Origin of the sequence: Streptomyces sp. NPDC007264, from assembly GCF_042869095.1 — a bacterium.
GTDB lineage: Bacteria > Actinomycetota > Actinomycetes > Streptomycetales > Streptomycetaceae > Streptomyces.
The window spans coordinates 73,872-88,435 of the sequence record NZ_JBIAFD010000014.1 but is presented as its reverse complement, the minus strand read 5'-3'; the positions used below and the strand labels follow the sequence as shown (position 1 = coordinate 88,435).

Below are 14,564 nucleotides of genomic sequence, written 5' to 3'. Positions count from 1 at the left end.
GCGAGCGCGCCGGTCGGGGGCCGCTGCGGCCAGTTCCGCGTACACCTCGCTGTGTGTGTCCTCACCCATGCCGTTCCCCTTCCGTCCTCGGCCGGTCGCCCATACTCTGACGGTCCGTCAGCCAATGCGCCAGAGCCGGGCCGCGGAGAAGGGGAGGTGTCCGATGACGCTGCTCCAGGGCAGGACCGTCGTCGTGTCGGGGGTCGGCGCGGGGCTCGGGCACCAGGTCGCGGCGGCCGTCGTGCGCGACGGCGGCAACGCGGTGCTCGGGGCGCGCACCCGGACGCATCTCGCCGAGACCGCCGCCGCACTCGACCCGGACGGCGCGCACACGGCGTACCGGGCGACGGACATCACCGACGAGACGCAGTGCGAGGCGCTGGCCGCGCTGGCCGTCGAGCGGTTCGGGCGGATCGACGCGGTCGTCCAGGTGGCCGCCTGGGACAGCTACTTCGGCGGCCTCGAGGACGCGGACTTCGCGACCTGGCAGTCGGTCATCGATGTGAACCTGCTGGGCAGCCTGCGGATGACGCGGGCGTGCCTGCCGGCCCTCAAGAAGTGCGGCGGCTCCGTCGTGTTCATCGGCACACAGTCGTCGGTGGCCGCGCCCTCGCAGGTGCGGCAGGCGGCCTACGCCGCGTCGAAGGGGGCGCTGACCAGCGCGATGTACTCGCTGGCGCGGGAGTTGGGACCGCACCGGATCCGGGTCAACACCGTGCTGCCCGGCTGGATGTGGGGGCCGCCCGTCGAGGCGTACGTGCGCTTCACGGCGCACGGCGAGGGCGTGCCCGAGGCGGAGGTGAAGCAGCGGCTGACCGAGCGGATGGCGCTGCCCGACCTGGCCACGGACGGCGATGTGGCGGACGCCGCGGTGTTCCTGGCGTCCGACCGGGCGCGCGCGATCACGGGCCAGTCCCTGCTGGTGAACGCCGGCGAACTGATGCGATAGCCCGGCCGGTCCGCTGAGCTCCCCTCCGGGCCGCGCGGGACCCGCATCCCGTACGCCCCTTGCAGCGGGCACCTCCAGCCCCTCCGGGGTCTGACGGGCTCGCGGCCACAGGTGCGGCCCGCGCCCGCGGGTGCGGCGCCCACGGGTACGGCCCCTACGCCCGCGGGTATCTGGCCAGCCACCCCGGTGACGATGCGCTCGGCCCGTGCAGCGCGGCGCCCTGCGTCATCTCCATGGCGAAGTCGTCGGCCAGCACCAGCATCGTGGGGCGGCCCTCCAGTTCGGCCAGCCAGGCCGGCGGAAGGGCCGTCTCGCCGTGCAGGGCGCCCAGCAGCCCACCGGTCAGCGCGCCCGCCGCCGACGACGGTCCACCGTGGTTCACGGCCAGGCGCAGGCCGTGCCGGACGTCCTCCCCCACCAGCGCGCAGTACACCGCGACGGCCAGCACGCCCTCCGCCCCACCGTCCCCGGCCAGTTCCTCGATCCGCTCGGGCGTGGGCATGCCCTGCCGCACCGCGCCCAGCGCGCGCTGCAACGCGTCCGCGACCGGCAGCTGCCCCGGCCGCGGCGCGAGCAGCGCCAGAGCGCGCTGCACGGCCCCGTCCAGGGTCTCGCCGCGCGCCAGGGCATGCACGACGACCGCGTACGCGCCCGCCGCGAGGTACGCCGCGGGGTGCCCGTGCGTCTGCGCCGCGCACTCGACCGCCAGTTGCAGCACCAGCTGCGGCTCCCAGCCGACGAGCAGCCCGAACGGCGCGGAGCGCGCGGCGGCCTCCGGGCCCGGTTCGCCGGGGTTCTTCGGCGCGTCGAGCGTGCCCATGATGTCGTCGCCGAGGCCCAGCAGACAGGAGCGCGGCGGGGACCGGCGGGCGTACAGCCACTCCTCGCGGGCCAGCCACCCGTCGTCCTTGCGGCGCTCGTCCGGCCCCCAGTCCCGCTGCGTGGCCGCCCAGCGCAGATACGCGCGGTGCACATCGGTCGGTGGATGCCAGGCGCCGGTGTCGCGGCGGACCTGGGCGCGTATGAGCCCGTCGACGGAGAACAGGGTGAGCTGGGTGAGATGGGTGATCGCGCCGCGCCCGCCGTGTCCTGCCCCGAGGCCGACGAGCCCCTCGTGACCGTGCGCCGCGCGGATCTCCGCCAGGGTGAACCCGTCCAGCGGTGCGCCGAGGGCGTCACCCACGGCCACGCCGAGCAGTGTCCCGCGCACCCTGCTGCGGAAGTCCTGCTGCTCGGTACGGCCCCAGACGGTGTTCGCTGCAGCAGCCACCACAGCCTCCTCCCACCTACCGCTCGGTACCAGTCCAGCACTGTAATCGAACGGGAACGGTCAGTTCAGGGAGCGGATCGGTCAGCGAGCTGTGTACCACTATGCCCGGTACGTCACCGGTGGGCTGCCACCCGTCGATCCCGGCCGCTCGTCGATCCCGGGCGACCGTCGATCCCGGCCGCCCGTCGATCCCGGGCGACCCACGGCGTGGCCGGTCGTCCGGCGACCTGGTTCAGTCCGCTGCCGGCCGGCCGGGCGGTGGGGCCTGCTCCGAGGACCGGGTCCGCGCGGCGGCGCGCGCCGCGTCGACCCGGGCGAGGAGCGAGGCGAGGGGATCTCCGTGCGCTGTCCGCGGCTCCAGGTCCCTCGCGCGGCCGGCGTCGGCCGAGGCCCGTTCGGGGGAGCCCAGCTCCAGGTGGACCGCCGCCCGATGGACGAGCGCCCAGGCGTAGGACGGCCTCAGCTCCAGGGCCCGGTCCAGGTCCGCCAGCGCCTCCTCGTGGCGGCCGAGGCGGGACAGGGACGCGCCCCGGCTGGCGTACGCCGACGCGTAGCCGGGGTCGAGGGCGATCGCGTGGTCGTAGTCGGCGAGGGCCGCCTCGTCGTCGCCGGCGGCCCGGAGCGCGTCGCCGCGCTCGCAGCGGCCCCAGGCCCAGTCGGGTTGCAGGGCGAGGGCCCGGTCGAGGTCGGCCAGCTGCCGGGCGTGATCCCCGAGGCCCCGCCAGACCCGGGCCCGGCGGGCGAACGCCCACGAGTAGTCCTGCTTGAGCTCCAGCGCCCGGTTCAGGTCGGCGAGCGCCGCCTCGAGTTCGCCCCGGCGCTCCCGGGCCGCGCCGCGGGAGGCCCAGGCGAAGTCGCTCGTCGGGTCGAGCCGGATGCCCTCGTCCAGGTCCCGGATCGCCTCGTCGTGGTGGCGCAGGACGCGGTGGTACTCGCCGCGCAGGATGATGTTGTAGGCGTTGTCGGGCTCCAGCGCGACCACCCGGTCGAGGCCGTCGAGCGCGGCCTCGTAGTCGCCCGTCGCACCCCGGGTGACCGCCTTCGCGCGGTGGGCCCGCACCAGGTCCGGGTCGAGCGCGAGGGCACGCTCGTAGTCCTCCAGCGCACGCTCGTGGTCACCGCCCCGCGCGAGGGCGTCACCCCGCAGCGCCCACGCCTTCGCCCGCCACGGCTCGTCGCCCCGCGCACGGTTCAGCAGCAGTCGGAGCAGGTCGGCCACGCCGCCGCCCACGAGCGCTTCCGACAGGTCGTTCCCCCACGTCCGCACGGTCTCCGCCGCCGCGTCTTCGCCCGCCTCGGCCAGGAGCCGCACCCACCGCCGCACCACGTCGTCCCCGTAGGCGCAGGCGTCGACGACATCGCCCAGCACCATGGGCAGCGCGGTACGGGGCATCCGGCACAGCGAGTGGTACGACTCCGCGAGCCGCAGTTCCCGCCAGCCCTCGTCCGGCCACGGCTCGCCGGTCAGCCCGGCCTCGGCTTCCTCCCGCCACCGGGTGAAGACCTCCGCGATCCGTCCGTGCCGTTCCGCCCACCCCCTCGGCGACCGCCTCCGCTGCAACCTCAGCATCGGTGCCCGCACGACGTCGTGGTACTGCACCCGCTCCCCGCGCTGGTCGACGAACGGCAGCTGCCGCAACCATCCGTAGAGCGCGTCGGCTTCCCGCGCGTCGCACTCGACCACCGCCCGGAACACGTCCGCGTCCAGCCGCCGGGGCAGCGAACAGGCCAGCACGATCCCCCGCCGTACCGGGTCCTGCTCCCACCTCAGGAAGCGCTCCACGGCATCCGCGCTCGGATCCCCCACGTCCTCCGGGTCGGCGGGCCGCGTCTGAGCGAGGGTCGACACCAGCACCGGCAGTCCACCCGTGAGCCGCAGCACCTCGGCGACCACCGGCTCGTCCCGCACGCCCTTGTCCGCGAGCAGCCCCCGCGCCTCCGACTCCGTGAACGGCCCGAGCGGCACGTCCGCCACGAAGTCCCGGAAGCCGCCCCAGCGTGCGGTGTCGAAGGGCCGTTGACCGGCGGTCACCACGACGACCGTGCCGGGCAGGGCGCCGTACCGGTCGGTCGTCATCACCTCGTGCAGCCACCCGTCGAGGAACGGGCCGGTCCGCTCGTACGTGTCGAAGAACAGGACGATCCACGGCACGGCGGACGCGGCCTCCGACAGTTCGTCCATCAGCACCGGAGTCAGCACCCGCTCCGGCGACAGCACCAGCTGCACGTCCTCCTGGTCGTGGAAGCGCGCGCTGAGCCTTGCCCGCAGCCGGTCGGCGCCCTGGGCGAGCCGGGTCGCGTCCAGGGCGCCGGCGAAGGCGCCGACTCCCGGCACCATGCCGAGGCCGACCAGCCCGGCGCGCGCCAGTGCCAGGGTCCCCGCCGAAGGATCCTCGGGTTCGGGGTCCACCAGGGCGACCGCCTCGGCCTCGTGCCGCCGTTCCCGGTACACGGAGAGCAACCGGTCGAGTTCCTTGAACCGGCTTCGCTGCGCCGCACATTGGCGGCCGATCTCCGCCATCGCCTCCGGCACGCTGCCCACGCCCTCGTCGACGTACGCCGTCAACGCCCCGTGCTCCCGGGCGATCTGCTCCAGCTCCCGGACGAGGAAGGTCTTCCCGACCCCGGCGATGCCGTGCACGTGGAAGAGGAACCGGTGGCGTTCGTGCTCGGGCGGGAGCTCGAAGTTCTCCCGGAACGCGGCCCGTTCGGCGCCGCGGCCGACGAAGTTGCGCCGTCTGCGCTGCCGGATGAGCTGCTGCATCGACGGCCGCGCCTGCGCCATCCGTACGCCTCCTCTCAGCGCGGGTGTCAGTCCAGCACCGGCAGCAGTCGGGGCAGGTGCCCGTCCGAGGCCGTCGCCGCGCGCTGCCGTTCCTCCGGGACCTCGCCGTACAGCGTCGTGCGGGGCTTGGCGGGGCGGCCGGCCGCCTCCGCCACCGCGACGAGATCCTTGACCGACTTGTACGAACCGTACGACGAACCCGCCATGCGGGAGATGGTCTCCTCCATCAGGGTGCCGCCCAGGTCGTTGGCGCCGGAGCGGAGCATCTCCGCCGCGCCCTCCGCGCCCAGTTTCACCCAGCTCGTCTGGATGTTGGGGATGTGCGGGTGCAGCAGGAGCCGCGCCATCGCCGTCACCGCGCGGTTGTCGCGCGTCGTCGGCCCCGGGCGGGCGATGCCCGCCAGATACACCGGGGCGTTGGTGTGGACGAACGGCAGCGTCACGAACTCCGTGAAGCCGCCCGTCTCCTGCTGGACGCGGGCGAGGGTGCGGAGGTGGCCGAGCCAGTGGCGGGGCTGGTCCACATGGCCGTACATCATCGTCGACGACGAGCGGATGCCCAGTTCGTGCGCGGTCCTCACCACCTCGATCCACGTCGCCGCGGGCAGCTTGCCCTTCGTCAGGACCCAGCGGACCTCGTCGTCCAGGATCTCGGCCGCGGTGCCCGGGATCGTGTCGAGGCCCGCCTCCTTGGCCGCCGCGAGCCACTCGCGGACCGGCAGACCGGTGCGGGTCGCACCGTTGACGACCTCCATCGGCGAGAAGGCGTGGACGTGCATGCCGGGGACGCTCTCCTTCACCGCGCGGGCGATGTCGAAGTACGCCGTGCCGGGCAGGTCCGGATGGATGCCGCCCTGCATGCAGACCTCCACCGCGCCCACGCCCCACGCCTGCCGGGCGCGGTCGGCGACCTGCTCCAGCGACAGCGTGTACGCGTCGGCGTCCGTGCGGCGCTGCGCGAACGCGCAGAAGCGGCAGCCCGTGTAGCAGACGTTCGTGAAGTTGATGTTCCGGGTGACGATGTAGGTGACGTCGTCGCCGACCGCCGTCCTGCGCACGTCGTCCGCCACCCGGCACAGCGCGTCCAGCGCCGGCCCGTCCGCGTGCAGCAGCGCCAGCGCCTCGCCGTCCGTCAGCCTCGTCGGGTCGTCCGCGGCCGTCCGCAGCGCCGCCCGTACGTCCGTGTCGATGCGCTCCGGCGCCATTCCCGGGGCCGCCGCCTCCCTGAGCGCCCCCCAGTCGCCGTACACCTCGTCGAAGTCGTCCCGGCGGTCGCCCGTGCGGCCCTCCGTGTCGATGGTGCGGTGCAGCTCCGTGCGCCCCGACGACCGGAACGCCTCCTCCGGCTCCTGCCACGGGCGCCCCTCCACGACCGCGTCCTCCCGCGCCAGGCCCGTCTCCCCGTCCGCCAGCGCCCGTACGTGCGGCATCAGCCGCGGATCCAGCCACGGCTCGCCGCGCCGCACGAACTCCGGGTACACACACAGCCGCTCGCGCAGTTCGAAGCCCGCCGCCGCGGAGCGCTCGCGCAGCAGCTCGATCTGCGGCCAGGGGCGCTCGGGGTTCACATGGTCGATGGTGAGGGGCGAGACCCCGCCCCAGTCGTCGATGCCCGCGGCGACGATCCGCTCGTACGCGTCGTCGACCAGGTTCGGCGGCGCCTGGAGGCAGGCGCTCGGGCCCATGATGTGCCGGGCCACGGCCACCGTGGCGACCAGGTCGTCCAGTTCGGCGTCCGGCGTGCCGCGCATCGCCGTGTCCGGCTTGGCGCGGAAGTTCTGGATGATCAGCTCCTGGATGCCGTGGTACGCCCGCGCCACCTTGCGCAGCGCGAACAGGGACTCCGCGCGCTCCTCGTACGTCTCGCCGATACCGATCAGCAGCCCGCTGGTGAACGGGACCGAGGAGCGGCCGGCGTCCTCCAGGACACGCAGCCGGACCGCCGGTTCCTTGTCCGGGGAACCGTGGTGCGGGCCGCCCGGCTCGGACCACAGCCGGGTGGCCGTGGTCTCCAGCATCATGCCCATCGACGGGGCGACGGGCTTGAGGCGCTGGAAGTCCGTCCACGACATCACGCCGGGGTTGAGGTGCGGCAGCAGGCCCGTCTCCTCCAGGATCCGGACGGAGACGGCGCGTACGTAGGCGATCGTGTCGTCGTACCCGTGCGCGTCCAGCCACTCGCGCGCCTCGGGCCAGCGGTCCTCCGGCTTGTCGCCGAGGGTGATCAGGGCCTCCTTGCAGCCGAGCGCGGCGCCCTTGCGGGCGACGTCCAGCACCTCGTCGGGGGACATGAACATCCCGTGCCCGGCACGGCGCAGCTTGCCCGGCACGGTGACGAAGGTGCAGTAGTGGCACGTGTCACGGCACAGCCGGGTGAGGGGGACGAAGACGCTCTTCGAGTAGGTGATGACACCGGGCCGGCCGGCCGCCGCCAGGCCCGCGTCCCGCACCCGGGCAGCGGACGCGGCGAGGTCCTCGAGGTCCGCGCCGCGGGCCTGCAGGAGAACCGCGGCCTCGGTGACGTCCAGGGCGACGCCGTCACGGGCTCGTTTGAGGGCGCGACGCAGGGAGTTCTCGGTGGGGCCGGTTCCGGAGGTCGCGGAAGTCGTCATCCTCCGAGCATACGTTCGCGGTGATCAGGTCACACCGGGCCGAACCGTGCGGCAACCCGCCGTTCCCCCGACACGTGGCTGCCGATCGACTTCCCTTGCACGGCAGTTCACGGCTGAATACCAGAGTGCTGCGCACCACCCTGCAGCACTCCTGCACCACCCCTGCACCACCCTCGTCATCCGACACGTTGGGAGCGGCAGACATGTGCGAGGACGACCACGGCATCGGCAGACGCGCGCTGTTCGTGACGGGAGCGGCCGCCGCGCTTACGTTGGGACCCGTGAGCTTTGCGAGCGGCACGCCGGCGGCGGACGGGGCCGGCCGGGAGACGAGGACGGTGCGAGGCACCCTTCCCCCCGGCTCGCCCGATTTCGTCTACCTTCCCGTCGAGGTCCCCGAGGGCGTCCGGGAGATCAGGGTCGCCTACACCTACGACAGGCCGTCCGTCCCGGCCGGCACCCCGGGCAACGCCCTCGACATCGGCGTCTTCGACGAGCGCGGCACCGGCCTGGGCGGCGAGGGCTTCCGCGGCTGGTCGGGCGGGGCGCGCACCGAGTTCTTCGTCCGCGCCGACGACGCGACCCCCGGCTACGTCCCGGGCCCGGTCGGCGCCGGCACCTGGCACGTCGCGCTGGGCCCGTACACGGTGGCGCCCCAGGGGCTCGGCTACGAGGTCACCGTCACGCTCACCTACGGCGAGCCGGGCGTGACGCCCACACCCGTGTACCCGCCGCCCCGGGCGAAGGGCCGGGGCCGCGCCTGGTACCGCGGCGACTGCCATCTGCACTCCTGGTACTCGGACGGCCGCCGCACGCCCGCCGAGATCGCGGCGCTGGCCCGGGCGGCCGGCCTCGACTTCATCAACACCTCCGAGCACAACACCCACTCCTCCCATCCGCACTGGGCCGACCAGGCGGGCGACGACCTGCTGATCATGCTGGGCGAGGAGGTGACCACGCGGAACGGCCACGTGCTGGCGCTGGGCACCGACCCCGGCACGTTCGTCGACTGGCGCTACCGGGCCCGCGACAACCGCTTCGGCCGGTTCGCCCGGCAGATCCACCGGGCGGGCGGCCTGGTGGTGCCGGCCCATCCGCACGCCACCTGTGTCGGCTGCGGCTGGAAGTTCGGCTTCGGCGACGCCGACGCGGTCGAGGTGTGGAACGGCCCCTACACGCCGGACGACGAGGTGACCCTGGCGGAGTGGGACAACACGCTGGTGGCGTCGGTGCGCAACGGGCACGCCCGGTGGCTGCCGGCGATGGGCAACAGCGACGCGCACCGCGACCCCGACGCCGTGGGCAGCCCGCAGACCGTGGTCCTCGCCGACGACCTGACGCGCCAGGCCGTCCAGGAGGGCATCCGCGCGGGCCGTTCGTACGTCGCCGAGTCGAAGAACGTCTCCCTGACCTTCACGGCGTCCGGCGGCCGCGGCGAACACGCGGGGATCGGCGAGCGGTTGCGGGTGGACCGCGACACCCCGGTCACGGTCCGCCTCCAGGCGCAGGGCGCGCCCCGCTGCACCGTCCGCTTCGTCACCGACCAGGGGGTGCTGTTCACCGGCGACCCGCTGCCGGTGTCCGGGACGGGCACCGTCGAGTGGCACACGACGCCGGCCTACGCGGCGTATGTCCGGGCCGAGCTGCGGCACGAGACGGCGGCGGGCCCGCTGCCGGGCGCGCTGGCCGCGTTCACCAACCCGATCTTCCTGGGCGGGGCGTGAGGCGGCGCCCGCCCGTCACCTCACCCGGCGGGTGGATGGGATGCTGCTGGGAGCCCGGAACCGACCCGGAGGAGTGCGGGAGACCATGACGCGCAACCCCGACCGCAAGTACCGCGTGGTCTCGGCGTTCCAGCGCCGGATCGGCAATCCGCTGCTGCGCCGGCTGCCGTTCCAGACGCTCCTGGAGACGACGGGCCGCGTCTCGGGCCTGCCGCGGCCCACCCCGGTGGGCGGCCGTCGCGTCGGCGACGCGTTCTGGCTCGTCTCCGAGTACGGCGAGAGGTCCCAGTACGTCCGCAACATCCGGGCGGACCCCCGGGTCCGGGTCCGCATCCGGGGCCACTGGCACACGGGCACGGCCCATCTGCTCCCCGACGACGACCCCGTGGCCCGGCTGAGGACGCTGCCCCGCCTCAACAGCACGGCGGTACGGGCGCTGGGGGGACGGCTGCTGACGGTGCGGGTGGACCTGGACGGCTGAGCGCTCCGCGGCAAGTCCGGTGCATCACCCGCGGGTCCGATCGGGGTGCCCCCTGCTCGAACGTGGTGGAGAGCTTGGGGGAGGCCGGCCGCGCGGTTCCCCGCGTCCCTTCGGGGCGCCGCCGAACCGCACCGGACTTCGCCGGGCCCGCTCGGCCCGCACGGGCTCTCCCCCTCACCCCGGCCAGACGATCGCCTGCAGCTCGCTGTAGGCGTGCAGGGCGTACGAGCCGACGTCGCGGCCGACGCCGCTCTTCTTGAAGCCGCCGAACGGCGCCTCCATGTTGCGGCCGACGGTGTTCACGCCCACTCCCCCGGCCCGCAGCTGCCGCGCCACGCGGAAGGCGCGGGCCACGTCCCCCGACCAGACGTAGTCGATCAGGCCGTAGTCGCTGTCGTTGGCGAGGGCGATCCCCTCGTCCTCCTCGTCGAAGGGGACGACCACGACGACCGGCCCGAAGATCTCCTCGCGGACCACCCTCATGTCGGGGCCGCAGTCGGCGAGGAGGGTCGGGGCGACGTAGAAACCGCGGTCCGACCGCGGGCGTTCGCCTCCGGCGACCACCCGTGCGCCCTCCTTGCGGCCCAGTTCGACGTACGACTCGATCCGGTCCCGGTGCGTCGCCGAGATCACCGGACCCACCACCGTCGCCCGCTCGCGCGGATCCCCCACCGGCAGCCGGCGGGCGTAGGCCGCGAGCCGGGTGACCAGGCGGTCGTACACGCCCCGCTGCGCGATCACCCGGGTCGGCGCCGTGCAGATCTGCCCGCTGTAGAAGGAGAACGTGGTCCCGATCCCGGCCACCGCCGCGTCCACGTCGGCGTCGTCGAAGACGAGGGCCGCGCCCTTGCCGCCCAGCTCCATCAGCTGCCGCTTCATGGACCGGCCGCACACCTCGGCGATGCGCTGCCCGACGGCGGTGGAGCCGGTGAAGCTGACCATGTCGACGTCGGGGCTGTCCACGGCCGCCTCGCCGACCTCGGGACGGGAGCCGCTGACGACGTTCACCACGCCGGGCGGTGCGCCCGCCTCCTGGAGCGCCTCGGCCATGCGGTAGACCGACAGCGGGTCCTGCGGCGCCGGTTTCACGACCACCGTGTTGCCCATGGCCAGCGCGGGGGCCACCTTGCCGGCCGGGTTGGCCCACGGGTTGTTGTACGAGGTGATGCAGGTGACCACGCCGACCGGCTGGCGCACCGCGAGCGCACCCATGACGGCGGCCGGGCCGAAGGGTCCCGCCTCGTTGATCTGCGGCGGCAGCGGCACCTCGGCCGGTTCCACGCGCGCGTACCGGCTGAAGCGGGCGACCGCTACGCCGACCTGCATCCCGCGCGCCGTACCGGTGGTGGCGCCGCTCTCCGCCCGCGCGAGGTCGGCGTACGGCACCAGGTTGCGCCGCATCACGTCCGCCGCGCGGGCGAGGACGGCGGCGCGTTCCTCCGGTGCCGTCCTCGACCACGGCCCGAAGGCCTCCCGGGCGGCGGCGCAGGCCGCGTGCACCTGCTCCCGCGACGCCTGAGGCGCCCACCCGACGGTCTCCTCGCTCGCCGGGTCCACGATCTCGTAGTGGCCGCCGTCGGGCTCGGTCCACGCGCCGCCGACGAACAGCCGCTGCCGGTCGCTCATGCGGTGCCCACCGTCCTGGTGTCCCGTCCGGAGCGCAGCACCTTGCCGGGCACGGCCCCGGTGACCACGTCGTCCCGGATCGCCGCGACGCCGTTGACCCACACCGCCCGTACGCCGATCGCCCGGGAGTCCAGCCGCGGGCTGTCCCCCGGCAGGTCGTGCACCAGGGTGGCCGGGCCGGCGTCGATCCGCTCCGGGTCGAACAGGACGAGGTCCGCGTGGAAGCCCTCCCGCACCCGGCCGCGCCCGCGCAGCCCGAACAGCCGCGCGGGATCGTCCGTCAGCATCTTCACGGCCTGCTCCAACGGCACCAGCCCGCGCCCGCGCAGGCAGTCCCCGAGGAAGCGGGTGGTGTACGGGGCCCCGCACATGCGGTCCAGATGCGCGCCCGCGTCCGAGCCGCCCAGCATGACGTCCTCGTGCCGCCAGGTCTCGGCCCGCAGGGCCCAGGAGGCGGGGTCGTTGTCGGGGGGCATCGGCCACAGGACCGTGCGCAGCCCGTCGTCGGCACAGATCTCGACCAGGCACGCGAAGGGGTCCTGGCCGCGTTCGGCCGCGATGTCCTGCACCACCCGGCCCGTGAGGCCCTCGTTGCGCGGGCTGTAGGTGTCCCCGATGACGTACCGCCCGAAGTTCGCCAGCCGCCGGAAGACGCCCGCCTCCTTGGAGGCGGCGCGCCGCAGCATCTCGGCGCGGACGCCGGGATCGCGCAGCTTCTCGATCCGCTCCGGCACGGGCAGGCCCAGGATCGGCCCCCACCCGGGGATCAGGTTGAGCGCGCAGAACGTGCCGAGCGACATGTTCATCGGCGTGAGGATCGGCATGGTCAGGGCCACCACCCGGCCGCCCGCCTTCCGCGCGCGCTCGCTCGCGGTCAGCTGGCGCGGCACCCGTTCGGGGACGGCCGCGTCGATGGTCAGGACGTTCCAGTTCAGGGGGCGTCCCGCCGTCGCGCTCATCTCGACGAACAGATCGATCTCCGCGTCGCTGAACTGGTCCAGGCAGCCGGCGACGATCGCCTCGATCTGGGTGCCCTCGTGCTCGCCGACGGCACGCGACAGCGCCAGCAGTTCCTCCGGCCGCGCGTGCCGGGAGGCGACCGGATCGCCGTCGCCGTCGGAGTGCGTGGAGGACTGGGTGGTGGACAGGCCCCAGGCGCCCGCGTCCATGGCCTCGTGGAGCAGCCGGACCATGGCCCGGAGCTGCTCGGGCGTGGGCTGCCCGCCGACCGCGTCGGCTCCCATCACGTACCGCCGCAGCGCGCAGTGCCCCACCATGAAGCCCGCGTTGACGGCGATGCGCCCCTCCAGCGCGTCCAGGTAGTCGCCGAAGGTGTGCCAGTCCCAGGGGGCGCCCTCCTCCAGGGCGACCAGGGACATGCCCTCCACCTTGGACATCATCCGGCGGGTGTAGTCGGCGTCCTCGGGCCGCGCCGGGTTCAGCGGGGCGAGCGTGAAGCCGCAGTTGCCGGCCGCGACGGTGGTGACGCCGTGGTTCAGGGACGGGGTCGCGTAGGGGTCCCAGAACAGCTGGGCGTCGTAGTGCGTGTGCGGGTCGACGAAGCCGGGGGCGAGGACGAGGCCGCCGGCGTCCTCGCTGCTCGCGGCCTCCTCCGTGATCCGGCCGACGGCCGCGATGCGGCCGTCGCGTATGCCCACGTCCGCGGTGTGGGCGGGCGCGCCCGTCCCGTCCACGACGGTCGCGCCCCTGATGACGTGGTCGAGCATGACGCCTTCCTCCTTCGGCCGCTCTGCGCCGCTTGTGGGTTTCTCCGGTCTCCGGCCCGGCCCGGTCGGGCCGGTCGGGCCGGTCGGGCCGGTCGGGCCGGTCGGGGCGGGCCGGGTGAAGTCCGGTGCGGTTCGGCAGCGCCCCGAAGGGGGCGCGGGGAACTGCGCGACCGGCCACGACGGACCCGCGGGTGATGCACTGGACCTCCCGCGGAGCGCTCAGGCGCTCAGGCGCTCTGGCGGAACCGGGTCGTGCGGTGCACCGGGTCCGTGTCGATCTTCGGGATGACGTGCTCGCCGATCAGCCGGATCGACTGGAGGGTCTCCTCCTTGGGGATCCCGACCGGCAGCCCGAAGCTGAGCTGGTCGGCCCCCGCCTGCTCCCACCTCTTGCACTGGGTGAGCACCTCGTCCGGGTCACCGCAGATGAGCAGCTCCTCCTCGATGAGCAGCTCGAGGAATTCCTCGGTGTACTCGGGGAGCGTCTCGGGCCAGACGGGGAAGCCCTCCGGGCGCGGGAAGGTGTCGTGGTAGCGGAAGACGAGGGACGGCAGGTAGTGCAGTCCGCCGTTCATCGCGATCCGGATCGCCTCGTCGTGGGTGGGCGCGCAGACGGCGGTGGTCGTCACCATCACGTTGTCGTTGACGAAGTCCCCGACGGGCTCGGCCTCGACGATCGCGGTCTTGTACTGCTCGAGGACCCACTCCATGTCGGAGACCTTCTGCACGCTGAAGCCGAGCACCCCGAGGCCCTTCTTCGCGGCCATGGCGTACGAGGGCGGCGACCCGGCGGCGTACCACATCGCGGGGTGCGACTTCCCGTACGGCTTGGGCAGCACCTTGCGCGGCGGGAGCGACCAGTGCTTGCCCTGGAAGCCCTGGTACTCGTCCTGGAGCCACATCTTGGGGAACTCGGCGATCGTCTCCTCCCAGATCTCCTTGGTGTGGTTCATGTCGGTGATGCCGGGGAGGAAGCCGAGGATCTCGTGGCTGCCCGCGCCGCGCCCGCTGCCGAACTCGAAGCGGTTCCCGGAGAGGTGGTCGAGCATGGCGACCTTCTCGGCCACCTTGACCGGGTGGTTGACCTGGGCGAGCGGGTTGAAGATCCCGGATCCCAGGTGGATGCGCTCCGTCGCGTGGGCGAGGTAGCCGAGGTAGACGTCGTTGGCGGAGAGGTGCGAGTACTCCTCCAGGAAGTGGTGCTCGGAGGCCCAGGCGTACTTGAAGCCGGACTTGTCCGCCTGGATGACGTACTCGGTCTCCTCCATCAGCGCCTTGTGCTCCGCGAGCGGATCGGTCTCGGCCCGCTTGCCCACGTATCCCTGTACAAAGAGCCCGAATTCCAAGGAGGTTCACCGTCCCCACGAGATCCCAAATTTTCTGACGTACC

8 protein-coding genes and 1 pseudogene are annotated in these 14,564 nt (G+C 73.6%); 3 read left to right on the top strand and 6 right to left on the bottom strand.

Features of this window, described 5'->3' with window-relative positions; all coding sequences use genetic code 11:
• Positions 1 to 163: 163 nt before the first annotated feature.
• On the top strand, positions 164 to 949 hold the full coding sequence (locus ACFYMU_RS23615; RefSeq protein ID WP_388376436.1) for an SDR family oxidoreductase: 786 nt from the start codon (positions 164 to 166) through the stop codon (positions 947 to 949).
• A 154-nt stretch (positions 950 to 1,103) separates the two neighbouring features.
• Here the strand turns inward: ACFYMU_RS23615 and ACFYMU_RS23610 are convergent, their stop codons facing one another.
• From ACFYMU_RS23610 to ACFYMU_RS23600, 3 genes are all read right to left on the bottom strand, one after another.
• The gene (locus ACFYMU_RS23610; RefSeq protein ID WP_388376433.1) at positions 1,104 to 2,219 is read right to left on the bottom strand and encodes an ADP-ribosylglycohydrolase family protein; all 1,116 of its coding nucleotides are present in this window, start codon (positions 2,217 to 2,219) and stop codon (positions 1,104 to 1,106) included.
• A gap of 232 nt (positions 2,220 to 2,451) precedes the next feature.
• Positions 2,452 to 5,004: a tetratricopeptide repeat protein gene (locus ACFYMU_RS23605; protein WP_388376430.1), complete on the bottom strand. Its 2,553-nt coding sequence runs from the start codon at positions 5,002 to 5,004 to the stop codon at positions 2,452 to 2,454.
• Positions 5,005 to 5,030: 26 nt separating this feature from the next.
• Positions 5,031 to 7,616 (bottom strand): bifunctional FO biosynthesis protein CofGH, encoded by a 2,586-nt coding sequence (locus tag ACFYMU_RS23600; RefSeq protein ID WP_388376427.1) that lies wholly within the window; start codon positions 7,614 to 7,616, stop codon positions 5,031 to 5,033.
• A 203-nt stretch (positions 7,617 to 7,819) separates the two neighbouring features.
• On the opposite strand from ACFYMU_RS23600, the gene ACFYMU_RS23595 reads away from it, so the two are divergent.
• Both ACFYMU_RS23595 and ACFYMU_RS23590 read left to right on the top strand, forming a co-directional pair.
• Positions 7,820 to 9,340 (top strand): CehA/McbA family metallohydrolase, encoded by a 1,521-nt coding sequence (locus ACFYMU_RS23595; protein ID WP_388376424.1) that lies wholly within the window; start codon positions 7,820 to 7,822, stop codon positions 9,338 to 9,340.
• 85 nt (positions 9,341 to 9,425) lie between these two features.
• On the top strand, positions 9,426 to 9,821 hold the full coding sequence (locus ACFYMU_RS23590; RefSeq protein ID WP_388376422.1) for a nitroreductase/quinone reductase family protein: 396 nt from the start codon (positions 9,426 to 9,428) through the stop codon (positions 9,819 to 9,821).
• A 174-nt stretch (positions 9,822 to 9,995) separates the two neighbouring features.
• On the opposite strand, the gene ACFYMU_RS23585 is transcribed toward ACFYMU_RS23590, so the two are convergent.
• The 3 genes and pseudogenes from ACFYMU_RS23585 to ACFYMU_RS23575 form a co-directional block, all read right to left on the bottom strand.
• Positions 9,996 to 11,447: an aldehyde dehydrogenase family protein gene (locus ACFYMU_RS23585; RefSeq protein ID WP_388376419.1), complete on the bottom strand. Its 1,452-nt coding sequence runs from the start codon at positions 11,445 to 11,447 to the stop codon at positions 9,996 to 9,998.
• A pseudogene (locus tag ACFYMU_RS23580) lies at positions 11,444 to 13,177 on the bottom strand (amidohydrolase family protein); the annotation flags it as partial. The pseudogene ACFYMU_RS23580 and the gene ACFYMU_RS23585, both read right to left, overlap by 4 nt.
• A 224-nt stretch (positions 13,178 to 13,401) precedes the next feature.
• A complete protein-coding gene (locus ACFYMU_RS23575; protein ID WP_388376416.1) occupies positions 13,402 to 14,520 on the bottom strand; it encodes an LLM class flavin-dependent oxidoreductase in 1,119 nt (372 codons plus the stop codon).
• Positions 14,521 to 14,564: the final 44 nt, after the last annotated feature.

Coding starts and splice junctions, on each gene's coding strand:
- ACFYMU_RS23595 (WP_388376424.1), top strand. CDS start 7,820: ATGTGCGAGGACGACCACGGCATCGGCAGACGCGCGCTGTTCGTGACG.
- ACFYMU_RS23605 (WP_388376430.1), bottom strand. CDS start 5,004: ATGGCGCAGGCGCGGCCGTCGATGCAGCAGCTCATCCGGCAGCGCAGA.
- ACFYMU_RS23585 (WP_388376419.1), bottom strand. CDS start 11,447: ATGAGCGACCGGCAGCGGCTGTTCGTCGGCGGCGCGTGGACCGAGCCC.
- ACFYMU_RS23600 (WP_388376427.1), bottom strand. CDS start 7,616: ATGACGACTTCCGCGACCTCCGGAACCGGCCCCACCGAGAACTCCCTG.
- ACFYMU_RS23590 (WP_388376422.1), top strand. CDS start 9,426: ATGACGCGCAACCCCGACCGCAAGTACCGCGTGGTCTCGGCGTTCCAG.
- ACFYMU_RS23615 (WP_388376436.1), top strand. CDS start 164: ATGACGCTGCTCCAGGGCAGGACCGTCGTCGTGTCGGGGGTCGGCGCG.